General features: G+C 68.2%; 20 protein-coding genes. 6 read left to right on the top strand and 14 right to left on the bottom strand.

What is annotated here, in order from left to right:
* Positions 1-6: 6 nt before the first annotated feature.
* Positions 7-645 (bottom strand): TetR/AcrR family transcriptional regulator, encoded by a 639-nt coding sequence (locus AC1RNQ_RS05760; protein ID WP_493169643.1) that lies wholly within the window; start codon positions 643-645, stop codon positions 7-9.
* A gap of 221 nt (positions 646-866) precedes the next feature.
* On the opposite strand from AC1RNQ_RS05760, the gene AC1RNQ_RS05765 reads away from it, so the two are divergent.
* Both AC1RNQ_RS05765 and AC1RNQ_RS05770 read left to right on the top strand, forming a co-directional pair.
* Positions 867-1724, top strand: coding sequence for a metal-dependent hydrolase (locus tag AC1RNQ_RS05765; RefSeq protein WP_493169644.1), 858 nt, complete (start codon positions 867-869; stop codon positions 1722-1724).
* Positions 1721-2158, top strand: coding sequence for a DUF2147 domain-containing protein (locus AC1RNQ_RS05770; protein WP_493169645.1), 438 nt, complete (start codon positions 1721-1723; stop codon positions 2156-2158). Before AC1RNQ_RS05765 ends, AC1RNQ_RS05770 begins: the two co-directional genes overlap by 4 nt.
* Here the strand turns inward: AC1RNQ_RS05770 and AC1RNQ_RS05775 are convergent.
* Genes AC1RNQ_RS05775 through AC1RNQ_RS05825 form a run of 11 tightly spaced genes read right to left on the bottom strand, consistent with a single transcriptional unit; the run spans position 2147 to position 14787 of the window.
* Positions 2147-3766: an ArnT family glycosyltransferase gene (locus AC1RNQ_RS05775; protein WP_493169646.1), complete on the bottom strand. Its 1620-nt coding sequence runs from the start codon at positions 3764-3766 to the stop codon at positions 2147-2149. The genes AC1RNQ_RS05770 and AC1RNQ_RS05775 overlap by 12 nt on opposite strands.
* Before the next feature lies 1 nt (position 3767).
* On the bottom strand, positions 3768-4682 hold the full coding sequence (locus tag AC1RNQ_RS05780; protein WP_493169648.1) for a class I SAM-dependent methyltransferase: 915 nt from the start codon (positions 4680-4682) through the stop codon (positions 3768-3770).
* Positions 4679-5101 (bottom strand): GtrA family protein, encoded by a 423-nt coding sequence (locus tag AC1RNQ_RS05785; RefSeq protein WP_493169649.1) that lies wholly within the window; start codon positions 5099-5101, stop codon positions 4679-4681. The genes AC1RNQ_RS05780 and AC1RNQ_RS05785 overlap by 4 nt, the downstream gene beginning before the upstream one ends.
* Entirely contained in the window at positions 5098-6921 is a 1824-nt protein-coding gene (locus tag AC1RNQ_RS05790) for a thiamine pyrophosphate-binding protein (RefSeq protein WP_493169650.1), read from the bottom strand. The genes AC1RNQ_RS05785 and AC1RNQ_RS05790 overlap by 4 nt, the downstream gene beginning before the upstream one ends.
* Positions 6918-7931: an NAD-dependent epimerase/dehydratase family protein gene (locus tag AC1RNQ_RS05795; protein WP_493169652.1), complete on the bottom strand. Its 1014-nt coding sequence runs from the start codon at positions 7929-7931 to the stop codon at positions 6918-6920. The genes AC1RNQ_RS05790 and AC1RNQ_RS05795 overlap by 4 nt, the downstream gene beginning before the upstream one ends.
* Positions 7928-9232, bottom strand: a complete 1305-nt coding sequence (locus AC1RNQ_RS05800; RefSeq protein ID WP_493169653.1) for a hypothetical protein — start codon at positions 9230-9232, stop codon at positions 7928-7930. The genes AC1RNQ_RS05795 and AC1RNQ_RS05800 overlap by 4 nt, the downstream gene beginning before the upstream one ends.
* A complete protein-coding gene (locus tag AC1RNQ_RS05805) occupies positions 9229-10212 on the bottom strand; it encodes a glycosyltransferase family 2 protein (RefSeq protein WP_493169654.1) in 984 nt (327 codons plus the stop codon). The genes AC1RNQ_RS05800 and AC1RNQ_RS05805 overlap by 4 nt, the downstream gene beginning before the upstream one ends.
* A complete protein-coding gene (locus AC1RNQ_RS05810; protein ID WP_493169655.1) occupies positions 10209-11303 on the bottom strand; it encodes a capsule biosynthesis protein in 1095 nt (364 codons plus the stop codon). The genes AC1RNQ_RS05805 and AC1RNQ_RS05810 overlap by 4 nt, the downstream gene beginning before the upstream one ends.
* A complete protein-coding gene (locus AC1RNQ_RS05815) occupies positions 11300-13126 on the bottom strand; it encodes an SLBB domain-containing protein (protein WP_493169657.1) in 1827 nt (608 codons plus the stop codon). Before AC1RNQ_RS05815 ends, AC1RNQ_RS05810 begins: the two co-directional genes overlap by 4 nt.
* Before the next feature lie 20 nt (positions 13127-13146).
* Positions 13147-13980, bottom strand: coding sequence for an inositol monophosphatase family protein (locus AC1RNQ_RS05820; RefSeq protein WP_493170592.1), 834 nt, complete (start codon positions 13978-13980; stop codon positions 13147-13149).
* Positions 13981-14787 (bottom strand): aldolase/citrate lyase family protein, encoded by an 807-nt coding sequence (locus AC1RNQ_RS05825; protein ID WP_493169658.1) that lies wholly within the window; start codon positions 14785-14787, stop codon positions 13981-13983.
* 255 nt (positions 14788-15042) lie between these two features.
* On the opposite strand from AC1RNQ_RS05825, the gene AC1RNQ_RS05830 reads away from it, so the two are divergent.
* From AC1RNQ_RS05830 to AC1RNQ_RS05845, 4 genes are read left to right on the top strand one after another with little or no spacing between them, the layout of a single operon-like run.
* Positions 15043-15624: a M23 family metallopeptidase gene (locus AC1RNQ_RS05830; protein ID WP_493169659.1), complete on the top strand. Its 582-nt coding sequence runs from the start codon at positions 15043-15045 to the stop codon at positions 15622-15624.
* A gap of 3 nt (positions 15625-15627) precedes the next feature.
* The gene (locus AC1RNQ_RS05835; protein ID WP_493169660.1) at positions 15628-16143 is read left to right on the top strand and encodes an RNA polymerase sigma factor; all 516 of its coding nucleotides are present in this window, start codon (positions 15628-15630) and stop codon (positions 16141-16143) included.
* A gap of 51 nt (positions 16144-16194) precedes the next feature.
* On the top strand, positions 16195-16389 hold the full coding sequence (locus AC1RNQ_RS05840; protein ID WP_493169662.1) for a DUF4880 domain-containing protein: 195 nt from the start codon (positions 16195-16197) through the stop codon (positions 16387-16389).
* Positions 16386-17489, top strand: a complete 1104-nt coding sequence (locus tag AC1RNQ_RS05845) for a DNA alkylation repair protein (RefSeq protein WP_493169663.1) — start codon at positions 16386-16388, stop codon at positions 17487-17489. Before AC1RNQ_RS05840 ends, AC1RNQ_RS05845 begins: the two co-directional genes overlap by 4 nt.
* Here the strand turns inward: AC1RNQ_RS05845 and AC1RNQ_RS05850 are convergent, their stop codons facing one another.
* Together AC1RNQ_RS05850 and AC1RNQ_RS05855 are read right to left on the bottom strand one after the other, a co-directional pair.
* Positions 17490-19064, bottom strand: coding sequence for a DUF5060 domain-containing protein (locus tag AC1RNQ_RS05850; RefSeq protein WP_493169665.1), 1575 nt, complete (start codon positions 19062-19064; stop codon positions 17490-17492).
* Positions 19061-20341 carry an MFS transporter gene (locus AC1RNQ_RS05855; RefSeq protein ID WP_493169666.1) on the bottom strand — a complete coding sequence of 427 codons (1281 nt, stop codon included), beginning with the start codon at positions 20339-20341 and terminating at the stop codon, positions 19061-19063. Before AC1RNQ_RS05855 ends, AC1RNQ_RS05850 begins: the two co-directional genes overlap by 4 nt.
* Between the last annotated feature and the right edge of the window lie 51 nt (positions 20342-20392).

Below are 20392 nucleotides of genomic sequence, written 5' to 3' on the forward strand. Positions count from 1 at the left end.
TGGCCGTCACGCCCCCGCGGGCGGTATCGCCGGCGGGATGCCGCTCGGGATCAGGAACAAAGGCAGGATGCGCGCGATCAGGTCGCGCATCGCATCCTCCTTCTGGTCGAGCATGCCGCGCACGCTGGGTCCGATGACCGCGTCGCCGAACGCCGTGACCGCCATCAGCAGCACCGCGGTGCGCACGCGCTCGGGCGCCGCATCGTCCCTCGACTGACCGACGATCGCATCGACCAGCGCACGCACCGCGTCGCGCACCGGCTCGAGCTGGCCCAGGTCGCCCGACAGGATGATCCATGCCGCCAGCGGTCCGGCGCCGCCCTTGTCGAAGGCATCGAACACGCGGTCGGCGACGGTCCGCGGCGCCGCGGCATCGGTCTTGAGCAAGGTCACGACATCGTCGAGCGCGACATTGAGGTCGTTGATCATCGACCCCATCAGCGCCGACTGCAGCGCGGCCGCGGAGCCGAAATGGTGCAGGACATTGGCGTGCGACATGCCGATCTCGTCGCCGATATTCGCCAGCGTCACCGCTCCCGGCCCGCCTGCGAGGAGCAGCCGCCGCGCCGCCGCAAGCCCCTCCTCGCGGACCTCGGGACCCAGCCGCTTGCGGCGCTTCTGGTGCGGGCGCGCCTGCTTGTACATGATATTCGTCCCCTGCAGCCTGCATGGCGATGCGCGTCCCGCTCACGGCCTTAGCGCAAAGCATGCGCCCGCCACAATCCACACGGCTCGCCGCACCCGGCGAACCCGCCCCGCGCGCCGCGACACCCTTCGAAATCCGCCGCAAACCGCACTTGCGCTCCGGCCCGACAGTCTATATAAACATTGATGTTAATGTCATTTGATTCGCCAGGAGGTGTTGCATGCCGTCGGCCGTTCCCACCCCGCCCGATCTCCATATCGAAAAGCGCGACCTCAAATTCGGGCGCGAGGCGCCGCCGCCGCGCTGGTGGCACAGCGGCGATCCCGGCCGCACCGCTTTCTTCAACGCGCTCTCCTCGACCTTCCCGGTCGGCGAGAAATTCTTCATGACCTCGGTGCGCCACTATCGCGACGATACGGCGCAGCCACTGCGCGGCCAGATCGACGATTTCCTCTATCAGGAATCGATGCATTCGCGCGAACATGTCGTCTTCAACCGCCAGGCCGAGGATGCGGGTTTCGATATCGCATCGGCCGAGGATCGTGCGCGCCGGACGATCGCGTGGGTCAAGCGCCGCTCGCCGATCCAGCGGCTCGCGGCGACCTGCGCACTCGAACATTTCACCGCGACGCTCGCGCACGACGCGCTCGCCAACCCCGAGCATCTCGGCGGTGCCGCCGAAGAGGCGCGGCAACTCTGGCGCTGGCACGCGATCGAGGAGATCGAGCACAAGGCGGTGGCGTTCGACACTTATCTCCACGCCGCGCGGCGCATGACGCCGTTCCGCCGTTGGCTGAAGCGCTGCACGGTGATGGGCGTGACGACGATGCGCTTCCACTATGTCATCTTCCGCAACACTGCCGACTTGCTCCGCCAGGACGGCCGCAACGACCTAGCGACCTGGCGGGTGCTGCTCCGCTGGCTCTATGGCCGCCGCGGGCTGATGCGCGCGCTGCTCAAGGGGGTCTTCGCTTATATGAAGCCCGGCTTCCATCCGTGGGAAGTCGACGACCGCCCGCTGCTGGCCGAAGCGCTGGTGCTGCTCGAAGCCGCGAAGCCGAGGGGGCTCGCGGCATGAAGCGGCCGATCCTCCTGCTCGTCGCCACGACAGCGCTCGCGGTGCCGGCCGGCGCATCGGCGGCCGACATCACAGGCGTCTGGGCGACCGGCAGCGAGGGCGGCCGCGTCGAAATCTATCGCTGCGGCAAGGCGCTGTGCGGCAAGGTGATCGACGCGAAACGGCTGCGCGCGAACCCCGAGCTGCGCGACGTTCGCAACGGCGATCCCAAGCTGCGCCAGCGGCGGCTGAAAGGCCTCGTCGTGCTCCAGGGCTTCACCGGCGGCCCGCGCGAGTGGAAGGGCGGCCCCGTCTACGATCCCGAATCGGGCGACGGCGCCTCGCGCGGCCAGCTGACACTGCTGCCCAACGGCACGCTCGAGCTCAAAGGCTGCGTCGCGGTCTTCTGCCGGACCAAGATCTGGACCCGGCCCGCCGGCCGCTCAATCGACTAATTCGAATATCTGCACCGTCGGCCCGCTGCTCTGGCCCGGAACGGCGCGCGCGGTGAAGCGCAGCTTGCCGCCCGCCAGCAGATGGTCGTAGCGCGCCAGTTCGGCGCGATAACCGATGCGATCGGCGCGATAGCGCAGATGGTTGGTCACGATCGCGAAATCGGCGCGGCAGCTTTCGATCCGTGCCATCGCGACATGCCCGACGTCGACGATCGCGCCGCCGCGCACCTTGTCGACCTTCGAATTGCTCACACGCCCGGCGAGCAGGTCGCGCACCTCGACGCACCCCCCCGATCCCATCGGATAGCGCAGCGCGAACGGGTCGCCGAGCAGATCGAAGGCGGCATGCTCGATCAGCACGCTGCTTCCCGGCGGCGCATGCGCGCGCAGCCAGGTCGAGGCGATCTGGCGCGTGTCGTGGCGGCGCTCGGTCGCTTCGCTTCGCGCGGTGCCGACCATCGGCGCCAGCAGCAGGAGCAGCACCGCGGGCAAAGCCGCCCCGCGCAGCCGGTGCGCGGGCAGCAGGTCGGCGAGCCCGCACAGCGCGCGCGCGGCAGCGAGCGCGGCGAAGGGCAGCAGCGGCACGATCCAGCGCTCCCAGCGCAGCGACTGCGCGCTGATCATCGCGAGGAACAACAGGCAGAAGGGCAGGATCACGATCGTCCACCGCCGCGCATTGCCCGCGCCCCAGACGCACCCAAGCACGGCCAGCGCCAGCCCGCCGATCCCCAGCGACGACAGCAGCGGGTTCGCCACATACCAGCCGAGGTTGCCAAAAAACCCCTCCCCCGTCGCGCCGGGGTGCAGCGGCCGCGCCTCACCCGACAGATTTTGCACGACGGTCGCATGGTCGAACAGCAGATAGGGCGAGGTGACGAGCAGCGTCGCGGCCGCGGCGATCGCCAGCAGCAGCGGCCCCTGCCAGTCGCGATCCCCCTCCGCCCGGCGCCCGGCCCAGGCGCAGAGTGCGGTGACCCCGACCGCGGCCGCCGGCCATTTCGTCGCGCAGGCCAGCCCGGCGCAGACGCCAGCCAGCAAATAATCACGGCGGCGCCCGTTGTCGGCGATCGCCAGCGCCGCCAGCGCGCCGAGCAGGATGAAGACGCTCGCCTGCACGTCGGTCCGGATGATCTGTGAATATTCGATATGCACGGCGTTGACGGCGAGTATCGCCGCGGCGACCAGTCCGAGCCGCACGCCGCCCAGCCTTTTGCCGAGCCGCCAGGTCAGCCAGACGCACAGCACCCCGCACGCGACGATCATCAGCCGCGCGGGCAGGAACAGGATTCCCGGGTCGGCATAGACCGCGGCCGCCAGCGCCTCGGCGTCGGCGAAACGCCCCGTCGCGATGCCGATGCCGCCGACGCCGGCGATGACCAGCGCGAGCGAGTAGAGCGTCGTCGTGCCCGGATGGCCGAACCAGCCGGGGTTGAGGCTCTGCCTTTCGAGCATCTCGAGCGCGGTCGTCATGAACAGCGCCTCGTCGGGGTCGTTGAGCGCCGGCAGGCCGAAGCCGACGCCGTCGAGGCGCAGCCACAGCGCGAGCAGCAGGATCGCGAGCAGCGCCGCCGTTTCGAGCCAGCGCTGCCGGGAGGCGGAAGCGGCCACGTCAGTCGGCGCTGGCGAGGGTGAGCATATTGCCAAGCCGCAGCCCGACCGGCCAGCCCGGCAGCGGCAACCGCACCTCGCGCAGCCCCGCCGCCTGCAACGCCTGCCGCCCCAGGAAATCGACCGGAAAGACGTTGCGGCTGCGCTTGACGCGGACGGTGCCATAGCCCGCCTGCCGCAGCTGGCGCCGGATCGTGCGCGGATTATAGAGCTGCGGATGCTGCAGGCAGAAGACCGGCCAGCGGCGCCCGAGCAGGCGGCGCATCGCCGAGCGTTCGTTGTGCGTGACGATCATCAGCACCCCGCCCTGCCGCAGCTTGGCGCGCACCGCGCGCAGCATCGGCGCGGGGTCGAGCAGGTGATCGAGCACATGCACCATCGCGGCAAGGCTCACCGAGCGGTCGGGCACCGCCGACAGGTCAGTCATGTCGGGATGGATCGTCGTCGGCATCGCGCCGACCGCGCGGCGCAGCAGCGGATGCACCGCGCGATTGGGCTCGAACAGCCAGAAATGGCGAAAATGCCCGCACCGCGCCGCCTGCCCCGCCAGATGCCCGACGTCGGGGCCGATCTCCAGATAGGCGCCGCCCGCGACGACATGCGGCGCGGCATCGTCATAATAGCCGCGCTGCGTCGCGACGATCGCGCTTTCGGGGACGACCGCCATGTTCGGCAGCATCGCCGAATAGAGCTGGGTCAGCTGGCGCTGGTCGAAGAAGTCGCGGTTGTAGAGTTGCTCGCAATGCGCGCAGCGATGATAGGTGAAGAAGCGCCGCTCCTGGTCGATGCCGTACCAATAGGGGTGCAGGTCGCGGAACGAACAGGCCTCGGCGCGCGGCGCGCTCGCGACTTCTTCCTGCGCGTCGTGCGACCCGCACAGCGGGCAGGCGCGGCCTCGGAGCGCGGGGCCGCTCATCGCACGCCATGATCGCGAAAGGTGACGCGGCTGTGCCAGAACCAGCTGCCGGCGATCAGCACGAGGGTGAAGCCGATCTGCGCGATCGCCGGCGGCACCCCGCCCAGCTCGACGAGCAGGGGCAGCGCCGCCCAGTTGGCGGCATAATTCACCGCATAGAAGCTGGAGAAGGTGCCGAATTCGCGGAGCAGGTCGCCGCGCGTGCGGAACACGCCGAGCTTGTAGGTCGTGAAGGCGAAGCAGAGGCAGACGATCTGCGCCACGCCGAGCGCGACCAGATAATGGGTGCGGAATTCGGGCACCGCCCACAGCAGCAGCGGATAGAAAGCGAGCCCGAAGGCGGTGTTGAGCGCCCCCGCCGCCAGGAAGCGAAAGGGCTTGCCCAGCCGCAGGAAGCGTATCGTCATGATCTGGCTCATCCCTCGTCCATCAGCGCGATGCGCATGTTCGCCGCGAGTTCCTCGCGCGGCAGGAAGGGCGAGAGGTCCTCGAGCGCAGGCGAGGTGATCCGCCCGTCGGGATGCTGCTTCGCGCCGAGCTTGGGCGCAAAGGCGACATGCTCGTCGACGAAGATCTCGCAGAAGGCGGGGCCGTCGGTCGCGAGCGTCGCGGCGATCGCCCCCTCCAGTTGGCCATGATTTTCGGCGCGGGCGTAAGCAAAGCCGAAGGCCTGCGCGATCTTCGCGAAATCGGGGAAGGTGACATTGCTCTTCGGCCCACCGCCGACCTCGACCCCGTTGAAGAAATTGCGCTGGGTCTGGAATATCGACACATAGCCGCTGTTGTTGATCAGGATGATTTTCACCGGCAGGCCGTAACCCGCAATCGTCTGCATCTCCTGCAGGTTCATCATGATGCTGCCGTCGCCGGCGATCGCGACGACACGCTGCTTGCCCTTGGTCGCGGCGCAGACGCCGATCGCGGCGGGAAGGTCGTATCCCATCGTCGCGCAGCCCGAATTGGTCCACAGCCGCTGGCCGCGCTTGAGCTGCGCGGCCTGGAAGCCGATCACGCACGCGCTGCCGTTGCCGGTGACGACGACATCCTCCTCGCCGAGCTGCGCGAAGAGCTCGTCCATCGCGACATAGGGGTGCACGAGCGTCTCATGGTCGCGATATTCGGGCAGCACCGCGGGGAAAGCGGCGACGCGTTCGCGCGCCCAACCGAGCCATTCGCGATGCCCGTCGCTCGGCCCGGCATAGGGCTGCGCAAGCAAGGCCGGGATCAGGTCAGCGAGGTCGGCGGTCACCGGCATGTCGGGCACGACATTGGGCTTGGCGAGCTCGACCGGATCGATATCGACCCAGATCTTATACGCCTCGCGCGCAAAGCTCTTCCAGTTGTAGCTGACCTGCCGGATGTTGAGCCGGCTGCCGAGCACCAGCAGCAGATCGGCGCTCTGCGTCACCATATTGCCACCGCGGTCGCCGACGGTGCCGGGCTTGCCGCAGTTAAGCGGGTGGTCGGTCCACAGCGCGTCATGCGCGTTCCAGCCGGTGACCACCGGCACGCCGAGCCGCTCGATCAGGGTGAGGAAGGCTGCATGCGCGCCGCTCAGCCGGACGCCGCTGCCCGCGAAGACCACCGGGCGTTTGGCCTCGGCGATGCGATCGAGGATGTCCGCCGCCACCGCATCGAGATCGCCCCGCCTCCACGGCTCGTCGAGTTCGGCAGGATCGAACCCCGGCAGCAAATCGCCCGGATCGATCTTCGCCGCCTGCACGTCGAGCGGAATGTCGAGCCACACCGGCCCCGGCCGGCCGCCGGTCGCGAGGTAGAGCGCCTTTTCGAGATGATAGCGGATCGAAAGCGGGTCGGTGACCATCGTCGCATATTTGGTGATCGGCCGCACCAGTTCCTCGATATCGAGCTCCTGGTCGCCATATTGACGCAGCGGCAGGCCGGTCGCGCGCACCGTCGTCTCGGTCTTCACCTGTCCCGAAATCACCAGCATGCCGATCGAATCGACAAAGGCGCCATAGACACCGGTGATCGCGTTGGTGCCGCCGGGGCCGGAGGTGACGTTGACCACCGCGAGCCGGTTGGTCAGCCGGTAATAGGCCTCCGCCGCCATCGACAGCGCCTGCTCGTGATGCGTGAAGGTGGTCGTCAGCGCGGGATGCGTGCCGAGCGAATGATTGAGGTGCATCGCGCCCCCGCCCGTCAGCATGAACACATCGGCGATGCCGCGGTCGGCGAGAAACTGGGCGACCCAGTCGGAGAGCTTGATCTGGCTCATTTTTTCCATCCGTTGAAGATTGCGGTGCGGCGGATTGCCGCATCGAGGGAGACGGTCGGCGCAACGCCGAGGGCATCGCGGACCAAGGCAGTCGAAGGGACATAGCGGCCGGGGTTCCACCCCGCGTCTTCGCGCCCGAGCACCTCGACCCCGGGCCCGCCGAGCACCGCGGCGGTGCGGCGCGCGAGGTCGGCGATCGACACGGCCTCCTCGGACCCCATGTTCCACGTTGCGCCGTGCGGGGCGCGCAGCAGCATCAACCACAGCCAGGCGGCGAGGTCGGCGGCGTAGAGATAGGAGCGCACTGCGCTGCCCGCGCTTTCGATGCGGATTGCCCGCCCCGCCATGGCGTCGCGGATGAAATTGCCCGCGGCGAAATGGATGTCGAGCGACAGCAAGGGGCCGAGCAAAGCGAAGATGCGTGACGTCACGACGTCGAGCCCGAACTGTTTGCCGTAAATCGCGCAGAGCAGTTCGGCGGCGCGCTTGCCCTCGCCATAGGCCGATTTGGGATCGCGCGGATCGGGGCCGCCGGGCCAGTCCTCGGCGACATGCGCCACCTCCCGCGGCTGGACGCCATAGACCGCGCCCGAACTCAGAAACAGAACCCGCCCCGCCCCCCGCTCGACCGCCAGATCGAGCGCATTGCGCGTGCCGGTGACGATCGTATCGAACATCCGCCGTGGGTCGTTCGCATTGAGCTGCGCGCTGGCATCGGTCGCCGCATGGATCACATGCGTGAAGCCCCCCGGCGGCGCGACGAAGTCGCAGACATCGCCCGCAACGAACTGGAATCGCTTGGCGAGATGTGGGGCGCGCGCGGCGAAAGCATCCGGATCGCGGCTCAGGATCACGACCTCGGCGTCGCAGTCCGCCGCTGCCAGCGCCTCGAGCATCCACTGTCCGATAAAGCCGGTGCCGCCGGTCATGAAGATACGCGCACCCTTGAGCTGCGGCCAGTAGGGCGCAAGCTGGCGATCGATCGCCGCGAGGTCTTCGGCCAGGATCATGCCGCCACCAGCCCCAGCGAAGGGCGGGTGCTGCGATGCGCACGCATCACGCGCGCAATGCTGTCGAGCGACAGCGCCACGACGATCAGCACGATCAGCCCCGGCCGGATGAAATGGCCGGCAGAGAGCCCGAAGCTGGCGGTCACCGTCCGCTCGCCGAGCCAGCTGGTGCCGGTCACGTCGAGCACCGTCGCGAGCGGCCAGTCGCCGACGAGACACAGCAGATAGGCGCAGGCGATTGCGATGACCGGCCCCGCGCCCTTCCACGGCTCCATCAACACGAGGAAGATCAGGAAAAGCTGCGTGTAGCCCCCCGGCGACTGCGTCACCAGATAGGCGCCGAGCAGGATTGCCGCGATGCGTTGCGCGGGCAGCGCCTTGGGCTGGAGCCACGCCGCCGCCAGCGCCGCGAGCGCGAGCAACTGGCCCGCGCGGATCGCGATGGGCACCAGAAACTCGATCGTCTCGATCAGCCGCGACGGCACGAATTGCAGCAGCGGGATGTCGAGCGTGCGGAACATGAGGAACGGCGCGTAGCTCGTTGAATAATTGACCTCGTTCCACACCTGCCCGCCCTGGAAGACGACCCAGTTGGCGGTGTTCGACGCGAGCTCCATCGGCGTGCCCGATCCGACGAGCGCGAGCGTGACGAGATAGAGCGCGATCGTCGCGATCCCCGCCATCTCCAGCGTCCGCCAGTCGCGTTTCACCGCATGCGCGAACATCGGCAGCACCAGATAGGGCTTGAAATTGATCGTCACCGCCGCCGCGAACCAGCGCCATGGCTTCGACGCGGTGACCGGCCCGTGCGCGATCATGAAGAAGGCGAAGGCGACGAGGATCAGATTGCCGCGTTCGAGCGTGAACAGCATCGGCAGCCCGAGCGCGATCGCGACCGTGCGCATCAGCGCGGTGCGGCGGTCGAGGCGGCGGAAGCAGATCCACGCCAGCACGACATCGAAGACGTAAAATGCATAAATCGTCCCGCGCGCCAGCCAGTCGCAATCGCGCGCGTGGAAGGACGATTGCAGGTAACAGCCGGGCAGGCTCGTCGCGTCGAGGAAGACGAAGGACAAGGGCGGATAGATGCTCCGCCACACGTCATGGATGCCGCGGTTGTTCGCCCAATAGGCGGTGTTGAACCAGTCCATGAAGGTGTCGTTGGTATCGAACACGAAGGGCTGCGGCAGGTAGCCGACGTCGAGGAATACGTGCAGCGTCCATCCCGCGCTCGCCGCGACGGCGAGCGCGAGCAGGGCTTCCGGGACCAGCGGAAGCAGACGGACGCGCGGCGCGCTCACGGGCGGCGGATCAGCGTGCGCGCAGCGGGCCGCGCGCGGTCGGCGGGGAACCCCAGCCGTTCTTCCTCGATCACCAGCGGCACGTTGCGGCTGCGCTCGCCGAGCATTCGCACTTGCTCGCCGATCAGCCCGAGAAAGAGCAGCAGTAGCGCGAAGAGCGCGAAGGCGAGCGCGAGGGCGAGCAGCACCCAGACGGGACCGCCCAGCGGCAGCGCGATCAGGCCACCGAGGAAGAGAAGGACGGCCAGCAGCCCCGCATAGACCGACAGAAACAGCGGCAGCCGCAACAACGACTTCGCCGACCCCGCGAGCCCCGACAGCGCGAAAGAGGCAAGCGCCGCAAAATCATTCTTGCTCTCCCCCGCCGCGCGCGCGGGCCGATCGAACGGCACCAGCGCCAGCCGGAAGCCGCTTTCGACCACCATGCCGCGAAAGAAAGGCTCAGGCTCGTTCCACGCCGCGAGCGTGTCGATCACCGCGCGGTCGAACAGCCCGAAGCCCGTCGCCCCGGGGATCACCGGATAATCGCCGAAGCGGCCGAGGAAGCCATACCCCATATGCCGCGCCAGACGCAGCAGCGGCGACGCCTTCTCGGACCGGCGCTGCCCCAGCACGACCTCGGCCCCCGCGCGCCACTGCGCGATAAAGGCGCCGATCAGTTCGGGCGGATCCTGGAAATCGGCGCACATGCCGATCACTGCGCGCCCCTCGGCCTGATAGAGGCCATAGGTCGGCGAGCGCATCTGGCCGTAATTGCGGTTGTTGAGGATCGCGCGCACCCGCGGGTCCGCCGCGCACAGCTCGCGCATGATCGTCCGCGTGCCATCGGTCGAGCCATTGTCGATCAGGATCACCTCGTGCCGCGCGACATGGCGCTCGGCCTCGGCGTTCACCGCGGCGACGATCGCGGCGACATTCTCCGCCTCGTTGAAGCAGGGAATGACGATCGACAACTCGGGCGCGGCATCCTCCGCGGTCATGCCGCGCGCTTTCCGAACAGCCGTATCCCCGTCGCGGGCGCATAGATTTCGGTGAACACCGCGCCGAGGATCACCAGCGCGAGCAAGGCCAGCGCGGCGATGTTATACTTGCGGTCGGCGTCGAGGCGCGGCGCCTCGAGCACCTGCACGCTCGACGCGGTCTCGCCCGCGAGCGTTTCGACCGCGACTTCCTCGGACGAGCGCGCATAGACCTCGTACAGTGCCTGCGCGAACCGATAGTCGCGGTAGCGGTCGAGATATTCGCCCGACACCTCGCTGAGGCCCGCGACATTGGGGCCCGCCGCCCCCGCCGCCGGGGTCGTACTCCGCGCGATCTGCGCGCGGAGCGAGGCGACCTGCGACTGCACGGCCATCAGCTGCGGATTTTCGGGGCCCTGGAATTTCTGCAGCGTCGTGAGCTCGACCTGCTTCGCCTGCAGCTGCGCTTCCAATCCGGCGCGCACCGACAGCGCCGAGCCCAGTTCGGCCTGCGGTTCGGCGAGCCGGTTGCGGCGGCGGAATTCGTTCAGCGCATTTTCGGTTTCGGTGACGCGGTCGGCGGCTTCCTTGAAGCGCTGCATCACCACCGCGCGCTTGCGTTCGACGCGGTCCTTGCCCAGCGCGACAATGCGGTTGCTGATCGCCTCGACATAGGCGCCGGTCAGCATTTCGGCCTCGTCGGCATCGCGCGTGCGCACCTCGATCTCGATCATGCCGCCGGTCAGCGAATGGACATCGACCTTATTCGCCAGCGCGACGCGCGCGCTCCGTTCGGACCCATAAGCGCCCGGCCCGGCGAGCTTGAGCTTCTTGATCACCGCGCCGGTGACCTCGTCGCTGCGCCCGACCGCCAGATACATGTCGATCTGCTGCTTGGCGCCGCCGAACAGCGATGCGAAGCCCTGAAGCTGGCCGCCGAGCGCGTTCATCATCGAGCCGAGCCCGATGCTGTTGCTGTCCTGCGGCAGGATCTTCGCACGCGCGACATAGGGCTGCGGAAAGACGGTGAGCACGGCGAGGATCAGCGCGGCGAGCACATAGGCGCGGCGGCGCCACCGCGGGTCGGCGACCAGGGCGAGAACCCGGCTCATTTCGCGAGTGCCGCGACCGAGGCCGCCCCGACCAGCCCGCTGAACAGCGTGCCGGTGATGTCGCGCAGCCGCGCCCAGAACTCGCCGCGATTGGCGTCGATCGGGACATAGACCAGATCGCCGGGCAGTGCGGGCGCGCGCAGCGCCTTCTTGCCGCCCGCGAGCACCGTTCCATTGGCGCGCACGACGAACACCTCGCTCTTGTCGCCGATCGTCTGGATGCCGCCCGCCGAGGTGACGAAATCGCCGACCGTTGCCCCAGGCCGATAGGCGAAGGACGCCGGGCTGGGCACCGCGCCGAACACCCCGACCGTGACCGGGCGCGACGGCACATGGACCATGTCGTTATTCTCGAGGATCAGGTCGGCCGGCAGCGCCGCGGCGTCGACCGGCAGGTCGAAGACCAGCCGCCCGTCGGGCTCGCGGCGGCGCAGCTGATCGACGATATTCTCGATCAGCGCGAGGTTGCCCGGCTGGACGAGCTGCGCGCGCTGGACCGAAGTCACCGGCTGCGCCGCGAGCAGCAGCTCGACATCGTCGATCGCGCGGTCGTAGCTCAGACGCTGCTGATGCTTGACGCTCTCGCGCGTGATCACGCTGGCATAGGGGAAGGCCTCGCCGGTCAGCCCGCCCGCCTCGGCGATCACATCGGCCATGCGCGTGCCGGGCTGGACATAATAATGGCCGGGCTTGACGACCTCGCCGCTCAGCGTGACGAGCACCGGCTGCTGGCGCAGCGGCCGTGCGATGCCGATGTTCGAGAGCAGGCGGATGACGTCGCCGCGCTTCGCCTGGCGGCTGCCCGCCTCGGTCGCCGAAATCTCGCGCCAACCCGCGCTGTCGGGGCTGATCGCGTTGAGCAGCATCAGCCGCCCGTCGTCGGCGACGCTGTTGACCCCGCCGGCATAGACGATCGCGTCGGTCAGCGTCTCGCCCTGGGCGAGTTCGAAGATCGCCTCGCGGTTGGCGCTGCCGATCACCGCGACCTCGGCGCCGACCGGCGCGACATGGATGACGTCGCCATTCTGCAGCATCGCGTCGCCGCGCTTGTCGCCCTTGAGCAGCAGGTCGTAGAGATCGAAGTCGGAGACGATCTGGCCGCCGCGGCGCAGCTGGATCGAGCGATAGCTGCCGCCCGAAGCGGGGCCACCCGCGGCGAGCACGACGTTGACCAGCGTCGACAGGCTGCTCGCGGTGTAGGAGCCGGGCCGCGCCGCGAAGCCGGTGACGTAAATGGTGATCCCGTGGAGCTTGGCGACCCCGACCTCGAGGTGGAAACCGCGATATTGGCGCGATATCTCGCGCTCGATCACGCCGTGGACGTCGCCGTAGCGCATGCCGGCGACGCGGATCGCACCGACGCGCGGGACGAAGATGCGCCCCTCGCCGTCGACGACCAGGCGCAGCCCCGACGCCTGCACCGACCCGGTGAGGCCGAGCAGCAGCTCGTCGCCGGGGTTGATGCGATAGTCGGGCGGGATCGCCGTGGTCGGCGGCGCGGTGAAGTCGCGCGCGGCGGGGGTCAGCAGTTCGGACCCGAAACGGCGCAGCGGCTTGCCCGCGATGCGCGAGACCCAGGTTTCGAATTCATTGGCGACCGGTACCGGCGGCATGGCGGGACGGCGCGACGCCTCGGCGGGCGCATCCGCCGGAGCGGGCGCGTCGATCACCGCGGGCTCGACCGGCCTGATCTCGACCGGTGGCACCGCGATCTGCTCGGTCGCGCCGCGGTTCGCCGCATTGTCGATCGAACCGCCGCCGACGGGGGGCGCGAGTTGCGCCGAGACGGGCGTCAGCGCGAGCAGCGCCAAGACACCCGCCACCAGCGGCTTCCACTTCGAAATCATCGGTCCAATACTTCCATTTCGGCCAGCCCGGCTTCGGCGCCGAGCAACAGGTCGGCGGCGGCCTGCCACAGGTCGGGGGTCGCAGCGGCCAGCATGCCCTGTCCTGCCCCCCCGACGCGATAGGGCCGGCCGTCCCAATGCGTCGCCTTGCCCCCGGCCTCTGTCAGGAACAAAGCGCCCGCGGCATGGTCCCACGGCAGGATACGCTGGAACAGCGCGATATCGTCCTGCCCGAGCACGAGCCGCGGATAGCTTTCGGCGGCGCAGCGCGGCACCGGGCGCACATCGAGCGCCGCGGCGGCGGCATGGACGCGCGCGCGGCGTTCGAGGGTCATGAAATGCGTACCGAGCGCCGCGCGCGGCGGATTTCGCGACGCCGTGCGAGCATGGACGGGCGCGCCATCGCAGGTCGCGCCCTTGCCGCGCTCGGCGTGGCAAAGCCGCCCGGCAAGCGGATCGTAGATCCACGCGCCGACGGGCTCGCCGTCTTCGACCAGTGCGACCATCATGCCGAAGGGCGCACGCCCCTCGGCAAAATTGGCGGTGCCGTCGAGCGGATCGATCAGCCAGACCAGCCCCTCGCCGATATTCGCGAGCAGGTCCGGATCGCGCGCTGCGGCTTCCTCGCCGACGATGCGCGCGCCGAGCCCGAGCGCGGCGAGACCGTCATGCAGACGCGCCTCGCTTTCGCGATCGACGATCGTGACGATCTCGCCGGGGCTCTTCTCGTCGATCTCCTCGGGCGCGAGCAGGCGGAAACGCGGCATCACCACGCCCGTCGCAACCTCGCGCAAGAGGAGGGAAACCTGCTCGCGAAGCGGCACGGGCAGTCAGGCCGCGACCGTCAGGCGCGGGCGCTTGGCGGCGGCGCTGCGCTCTTCCATCATGCGGATGCGCGGCAGATCCTCGTCGGCGATGACGCTGTAATAGTCGCGCTTGTTCTGCAGCCAGGCGAGTTCGAAGGCCACAGCGTTCGCCACGCCGGCCTCGAAACCCGCATTCTCGACCGCGGCGCCGTCGAACACGACCTTGCGCGTCTCGAAGCGGTCGAGCCGCACGCTGCGGATCTCGCGGAGCGCCTCGGCCGCCGCGACCGCGACCGATCCGCCGACGACCAGCTCCAGGTCATGCTCGGCGCAGGCGTGCGCCGCGCGCAGCACCGCATCGGTGATCGAACGGTCGTTGATCGCGTCGCGCGCCATCCCGCGCGACAAAGTGAAATCGACGCGCCCGAACACGATGCCGTCGATCTCGCGCGCCAGCGGCAGCATCGCGTCGAGATTCTGCAGCGTCGTTTCGGTCTCGAGGTTGAACAGCAGGCGCGTGTCGCTGCGATCGGCGCCATAGACCTTGCGGCCTGCATCGACGAATTTCGACAGCGCATAGGGCGTCTCGACCATCGGCGCGATGATATAATCGGCGCCATAGAGCTTCGACGCGTGCAGGTCGGTCACCGCTTCGCAGCCGCCGATCTTGAGCGCGAGCTTGAGGTCGGCGCGCCAGGTCAGTTCGAGCAGGCGGAGCAGTTCGTCGGGGCGCGTGCCCTCGGCCTCGAACTCGGCCTTGACGGCGACGACCCCATGATGGTCGCGGCCCTTTTTGAGCATGTCGAGCATGCGCTTCTCGGTGGAATTCATTGTTCGTCTCCCTTCGACAAAGGCTGATCTCATCGGATAAGACGAATGTCGGCGGCACATTCCGCAACGATTTCGGCACAAAAATATTTCCGCTGGCCGATCCAAGGGTGGTCGCGAACGGCTCCGTCATTACAGGAAATGCCCGTGCCCCCGGCCCTTCGCCCGACCCTCGCCCTGTTGCTTCTCCCGGCCTTGGGAGGCGCGTCGTCCGGTGATGAAACCACCCTTCCAACGGGCGACGCCAGCGGGCAGCTTATGGCCGGATGGACGGCGCCCGAACCCGCCCCCGCATCCCCGATCGTCATCAGGGAGCCACGCGCGAAACCGGCCGCGCCGAAGGGGCTGATCCGGCTCTCGTCGAGCTTCGGCGTGCGCACCGATCCGATCCACGGCGGGCGCCGCGCGCACCACGGCCTCGACATCCCCGGCGGCGCGGGAACCCCGATCCTCGCCTCGGCGCCCGGCCGCGTCGCCTTCGCGGGCCCTGCGGGCGGCTATGGCCGGATGGTCGAGATCGACCATGGCGGCGGGCTTGCCACGCGCTACGCGCATCTTTCGCATATCCTGGTCGCGCCTGGCGAAGCAGTTTCGCTGCAACAGCCGATTGCGCTGATGGGCTCGACCGGCCGCTCGACGGGCAATCACCTCCATTTCGAGGTCCGGCTGAACGGCCGCCCCACCGACCCGCTCGGCTGGCTCGGCACCGCCCCGGCCCCCGCAGCGCGCAGCGTGACCGTGCAGGCGCCCCCCGCGCCCCATGTCTCGCAATTCGCCAGCCGGCGCGTGCCCGCCGATCTTTCCGCCTCCGCCCTCCCCGGCGGCGAGCAGGCGCGCTAAGCGGTGGAGGGCGGGGCAACGGCGACGAGCCTGCAGCAGGTGCTGCAGCGCGAGCGCGGGCGGCTGATCCGCTTCCTGGCGGCGCGCGGCGCGGGCGACGAGGCCGAGGATCTGTTCCACGAGCTGTGGCAGAAGATCGGCGCGCTATCGGACCGGCCGGTCGGCGAACCTTTGTCCTATCTGTTCCGCGCCGCCGAAAATCTGATCCGCGACGTGCGCCGCGCCTCCGCCAGCCGCGACCGCCGGCACCAGGACTGGCACGACCTGACGGATGCGCCCGGCGAGCGCCCCGGCGGCGAACGTGCGCTGGTCGCACGCGAGCAACTCGCGGCGATCGAGGCGGCACTTACCGCGCTCGGACCGCGCGCCGATGCCATTTTTCGTCGCTACCGGCTTGACGGCGTCGGTCAGGCCGATATCGCGGCGGAATGGGGGATCAGTCTAAGCTCGGTCGAAAAGGACCTGCAAAAGGCGTATCGGGCGCTCGCCGAATTGAAGGCGCGTTTCGATGCGGAATAGGTGTCCCGGCTTCGTCATGGGGTAAATCCCGTCGAAACAGGGAAGTGGGGAATGCCGACGCATCCATCTGAGCTGAACGAGGCCGCCCGGCGATGGGCGATCCGCGTCGGCGATCCCGCTTTCGACGATTGGGACGAACTCACGGCCTGGCTGGAGGCCGATCCGGCGCATCTCGCCGCCTATGAGGCCGCGATCGACGGCGCCGACTGGGCCGCCGACGCGCTCAAATCGCCGAAGGCCTCGTGAGCGACACCGGCGCCGCACCGCTACTGAAGGATCTGCTCGGCCCGGCGGCGCTCGCGGCGATTGCCGATGCGGGAGCCGCATCTTCGCCGCGTTTCGACCGGCCGGTCTTTCTCGCCACAGCATCGGCCGGAATAGATGCGTTGTCGATCATGGAGCGCGTGCGCCATATCGCCGCCGCGCTCGTCCCCGCGCTTCCCGGTGACTATCCCGCCGCGCTCGACGTGTTGCGCACGATGGCGCCGCGACTGTCGGGCGGGTTTCAGGCGGTGGCGATCACCGAATATGTCGCGCAGCGGGGTCTCGGCGATTTCGACGCGTCGCTCGCGGCGCTCGCCGACCTGACGCGCTACGGCACCGCCGAATTCGCGATCCGGCCGTTCCTCGCCGCCGATACCCCGCACACGCTCGCCGCGATGCAGCGCTGGACCAAAAGCGACGACGAGCATGCCCGCCGCCTCGCCAGCGAAGGCTGCCGCCCGCGCCTCCCCTGGGCCGCGCGCGTCCCCGCGCTCAAGGCCGACCCGACGCTCGGCGCACCGATCCTCGAGGCGCTGAAGGCCGACCCCGCACTCTATGTGCGCAAATCGGTCGCCAATCATCTCAACGACATCGCCAAGGACCGCCCCGACTGGCTGCTCGATCGCCTCGGCGGCTGGTCGCAGGACGATCCCGCGACCCGCTGGATCGTCCGCCACGCATTGCGCACGTTGATCAAGGCGGGCGACGCCCGCGCGCTGGCGCTGATCGGGGTCGGGCATGGCGCCGAGGTCGCGGTGCGCCGCTTCGCAGTCGAACCGGCAACGCTGCAGCTGGGCGAGCAGATCGCCATTGCCGCCGACCTCGCCTCGACATCGGCGGCAACGCAGCCGCTCGTGATCGACTATCGCATCCATTATGCCCGTGCAGGCGGCAAGACCGCCGCCAAGGTCTTCAAATGGAAGGCGATCGATCTCGCCGCGGGCGAGACGGCCGCGCTGTCGATCCGCCAGACGATCCGCGACTTCAGCACGCGGCGGCACCATCCGGGGCACCACCGGATCGAACTGATCGTCAACGGCCGGACGATGGCCGAAACGGCGTTCGATCTGCTCCCCGCCTGATCAGGCCCTCACGATCCGCAGCGCGATCCACGGTTTCGCGGGCAGCCTGATGCTCGGCCGCGCCGGGTCGTGGACATCATATTCGTTGCGGCGCGCCATCCGGAACAGGCCCTCGACCGGCGTCACCGTCATGTTCCAGGTGTCGATGATGTCGATGCGATAGCTTTGCAGCGCCTTTTCGCCGCGGCCCGGCAGGATCACCGGCCATTCGGCGGGCGTGTTCGCACCGAAATATTTGAGATAATAAGCGAATTCCTGGCCGCCGATATGATAGTCCCACCAATGCTGGATCGGGTCGATCCCCGGCACTGGCCCTTCCTCCATGATCGTCTTCAGGAACGCCAATCGCGGCGGGCTGCTGCCCTTCAATCTGCCGCCCTGCCCCAGCCAGCTATAATCGGCGTTGCGATTGGGGTCATAGGTCTCGCTATGCCCCACATAGGTGCCGCCGATCAGCCCCCACCAGAAGCGTTCGACCATCTGCTCGCCGGTCAGCTGGCCCCAGCGCTTGTCCGAATTGCCCTCATAGACGACCTCGTCGAAGATCACGGGCTTCAGCGCAAAATCGCGGTGCAGCGCGGCGCGGATGTCGTCGAGCACCGCGGCGCCATTCTGGATGCTAGCATGAGTGATCCACGGCTTGCGATGGTCGTAATAGATATTGATCTGGTGGATCGAGCGCAGCCGGTCGTGCGGATCGGCGGCGACTAGCACCTCGAACAGATGGTCCCAGTCGGCCATCGTCTTGGTCTTGATATGGTCGTACTCATTGCCCATCGACCACCAGACATGGCGGTACGCGCCCCAGCGCGCGGCGCAGTAGCGGACATAGCGCTCGTCGTCGGCGCGCTTCATGTCGTTATAGCCGCGCTTCTCGTCATAGGGGTGATAAAGGATGACGTCCGCCTCGATCCCCAATTCGCCGAGCCGGATGATCCTGTCCTCATACCGGCGGAAATAGGCGGGATCGAAGCGCGTGGGGTCCCAGTCGCGCGGGCCGTCGCCGGTGCGCACAAAGGGATTGGTCGCGACCGATTCCACATTGGGGGTCACCAGCATGCGCATCTTGTTGAAGGGGGCGCCCTGCAGCGTTTCGATCGTCTCGGCGCATTTGGCGTCGGACTGCAGCGCCCAGGCGTAGCAGGTCGTGCCGATCTGGCGGAACGGCGTGCCGTCGGCATAGGCGAAATGATAGCCGTCCCTGGTCACGCGCACCGGGCCGTGATTGCCCTTCGCCGGCGCGACGCAGTCGAAGCTGCCCGTCTGGCCGTCCATCGCCTTGACGTTGCTGATGCTGCGCCAGTTCCATGAACCGATCTCGGGCGGACTGAAGCGGATGCGATAGATGCCCCCGCCGTCGTAGAAGCCCGGCACCTCGATCGCCTTGCCGCCGCTTTCGAAGACCGCCGAGAGCCATACGTCATCGAACGGATTGCCTGCCACCGGCCCGTCGAAGACCAACTCGTGCACGCCCCAGCGCTCGGTGCGTTTCGCGCCCTGCGCCAGCGCCGGACTCGCTGCCGCCGCGCCGGCGACGAGGCCGGCCGCGAGCAATTGCCGCCGCGAAACACTCATGCCGCGCGTTCCGCCTCGAGCTGTTCGAGCGACTTGCCCTCGTTGCGCGGCGCCCAGACGAAGCCGATCACGCCGCTGATCGCGAGGAAGCCGACGAGGATCCACGCCAGCGTCGTGAAGCCCGTCGCGGTGAGCCACGGCACGAAGAAGCTGAACATCCCGAGCGCGATGCGCACGACCGCGAACATCAGCCCCTGCGCGGTCGAGCGCAGCATCGTCGGGAACATCTCCGAGCTCCACAGCTGGAAGAAGCTCTGCGCGCCGAAACCGCCGCCGACCGACATCAGGAAGACATGGACGATCGCGAGCGGCAAGGTGAGCGGGAAGAGCGCGAGCAGCGCCATACCGATCACCTGCGTCACCGCCGAAATGCCGAACAGCAGCCGCTGGTTCACCCGGTCGGCGAGCTTCATGAAGATGAAGTAGATCGACCCCATGCCGAGGAGGAAGCTCAAGGCCAGCACGGCAACCGAGGTCGCCTGGCTCTGGTCGCCCACGGTGCGGAGGATATAGGGGAAGAAAAAGCCGTTGGTCCCCGCCCACAGGTTCCAGAACAGATACATGCCGCTGAGGAACGCCATCGATCCTATATGCTGGCGCGTGAAGAGGTCGCGGATGCGCCCCTTCTGCACCTTGGCCTCACCGCGTTCGTCCGCTTCCTGCGCCTCGAGCCAGCGCCGCGATTCCTGCATCTTCGATCGCAGGAAGGTCAGCGCGATCGCGAGGATCGCGAGATGCGCGAAGACGATGCGCGCGCCTAGCATGCCGAGCGGTTCGAGGATCAGGAACATCACCAGCACCACGACCGGGCCCAGATACCAGAGCACCTGCGCGACGCCGCTGTGCTTCCCCCTTTTGTCGTCGGGCGCCATTTCGGCGATCAGCGACCAGGAAGCTGGGATGTCGGCGCCGACCGCAAGGCCGACGAGGAAGAAGCCGATGATCACCATCCACGCGTTCATCGCGAAGACCAGCCAGAGCATGCCGAACGCGTAGAAGAGCATGTCGTATTGATAGATTTTTTTGCGGCCCAGCAGGTCGCAGAGCCGCCCGCCGATCAGCGCGCCGACGCCCGCCGAAATCGCATTGGGGCCAAAGGCGCCGATCGTGCCGATCAGGTCGGTGTCGAGCTTATACGCCTCGGCCCACAGCGCCAGCGCCGCCGATCCCGCGACGATCGACCCCGCGTCGATATAGTTGGCGAGGCCGGCGAGGATGGTGTTTTTCCAGTCCTCGCGCTCGCTCCGTTCCGTGTGCCCCGCGGCGCCGTCGGCCATCCCTAATCTCCAACCCCATTATCTTTTGACGGGCGAACGGGGCGGCGTCCA

Source organism: Sphingopyxis sp. GW821-FHT12F08 (genome assembly GCF_058806755.1).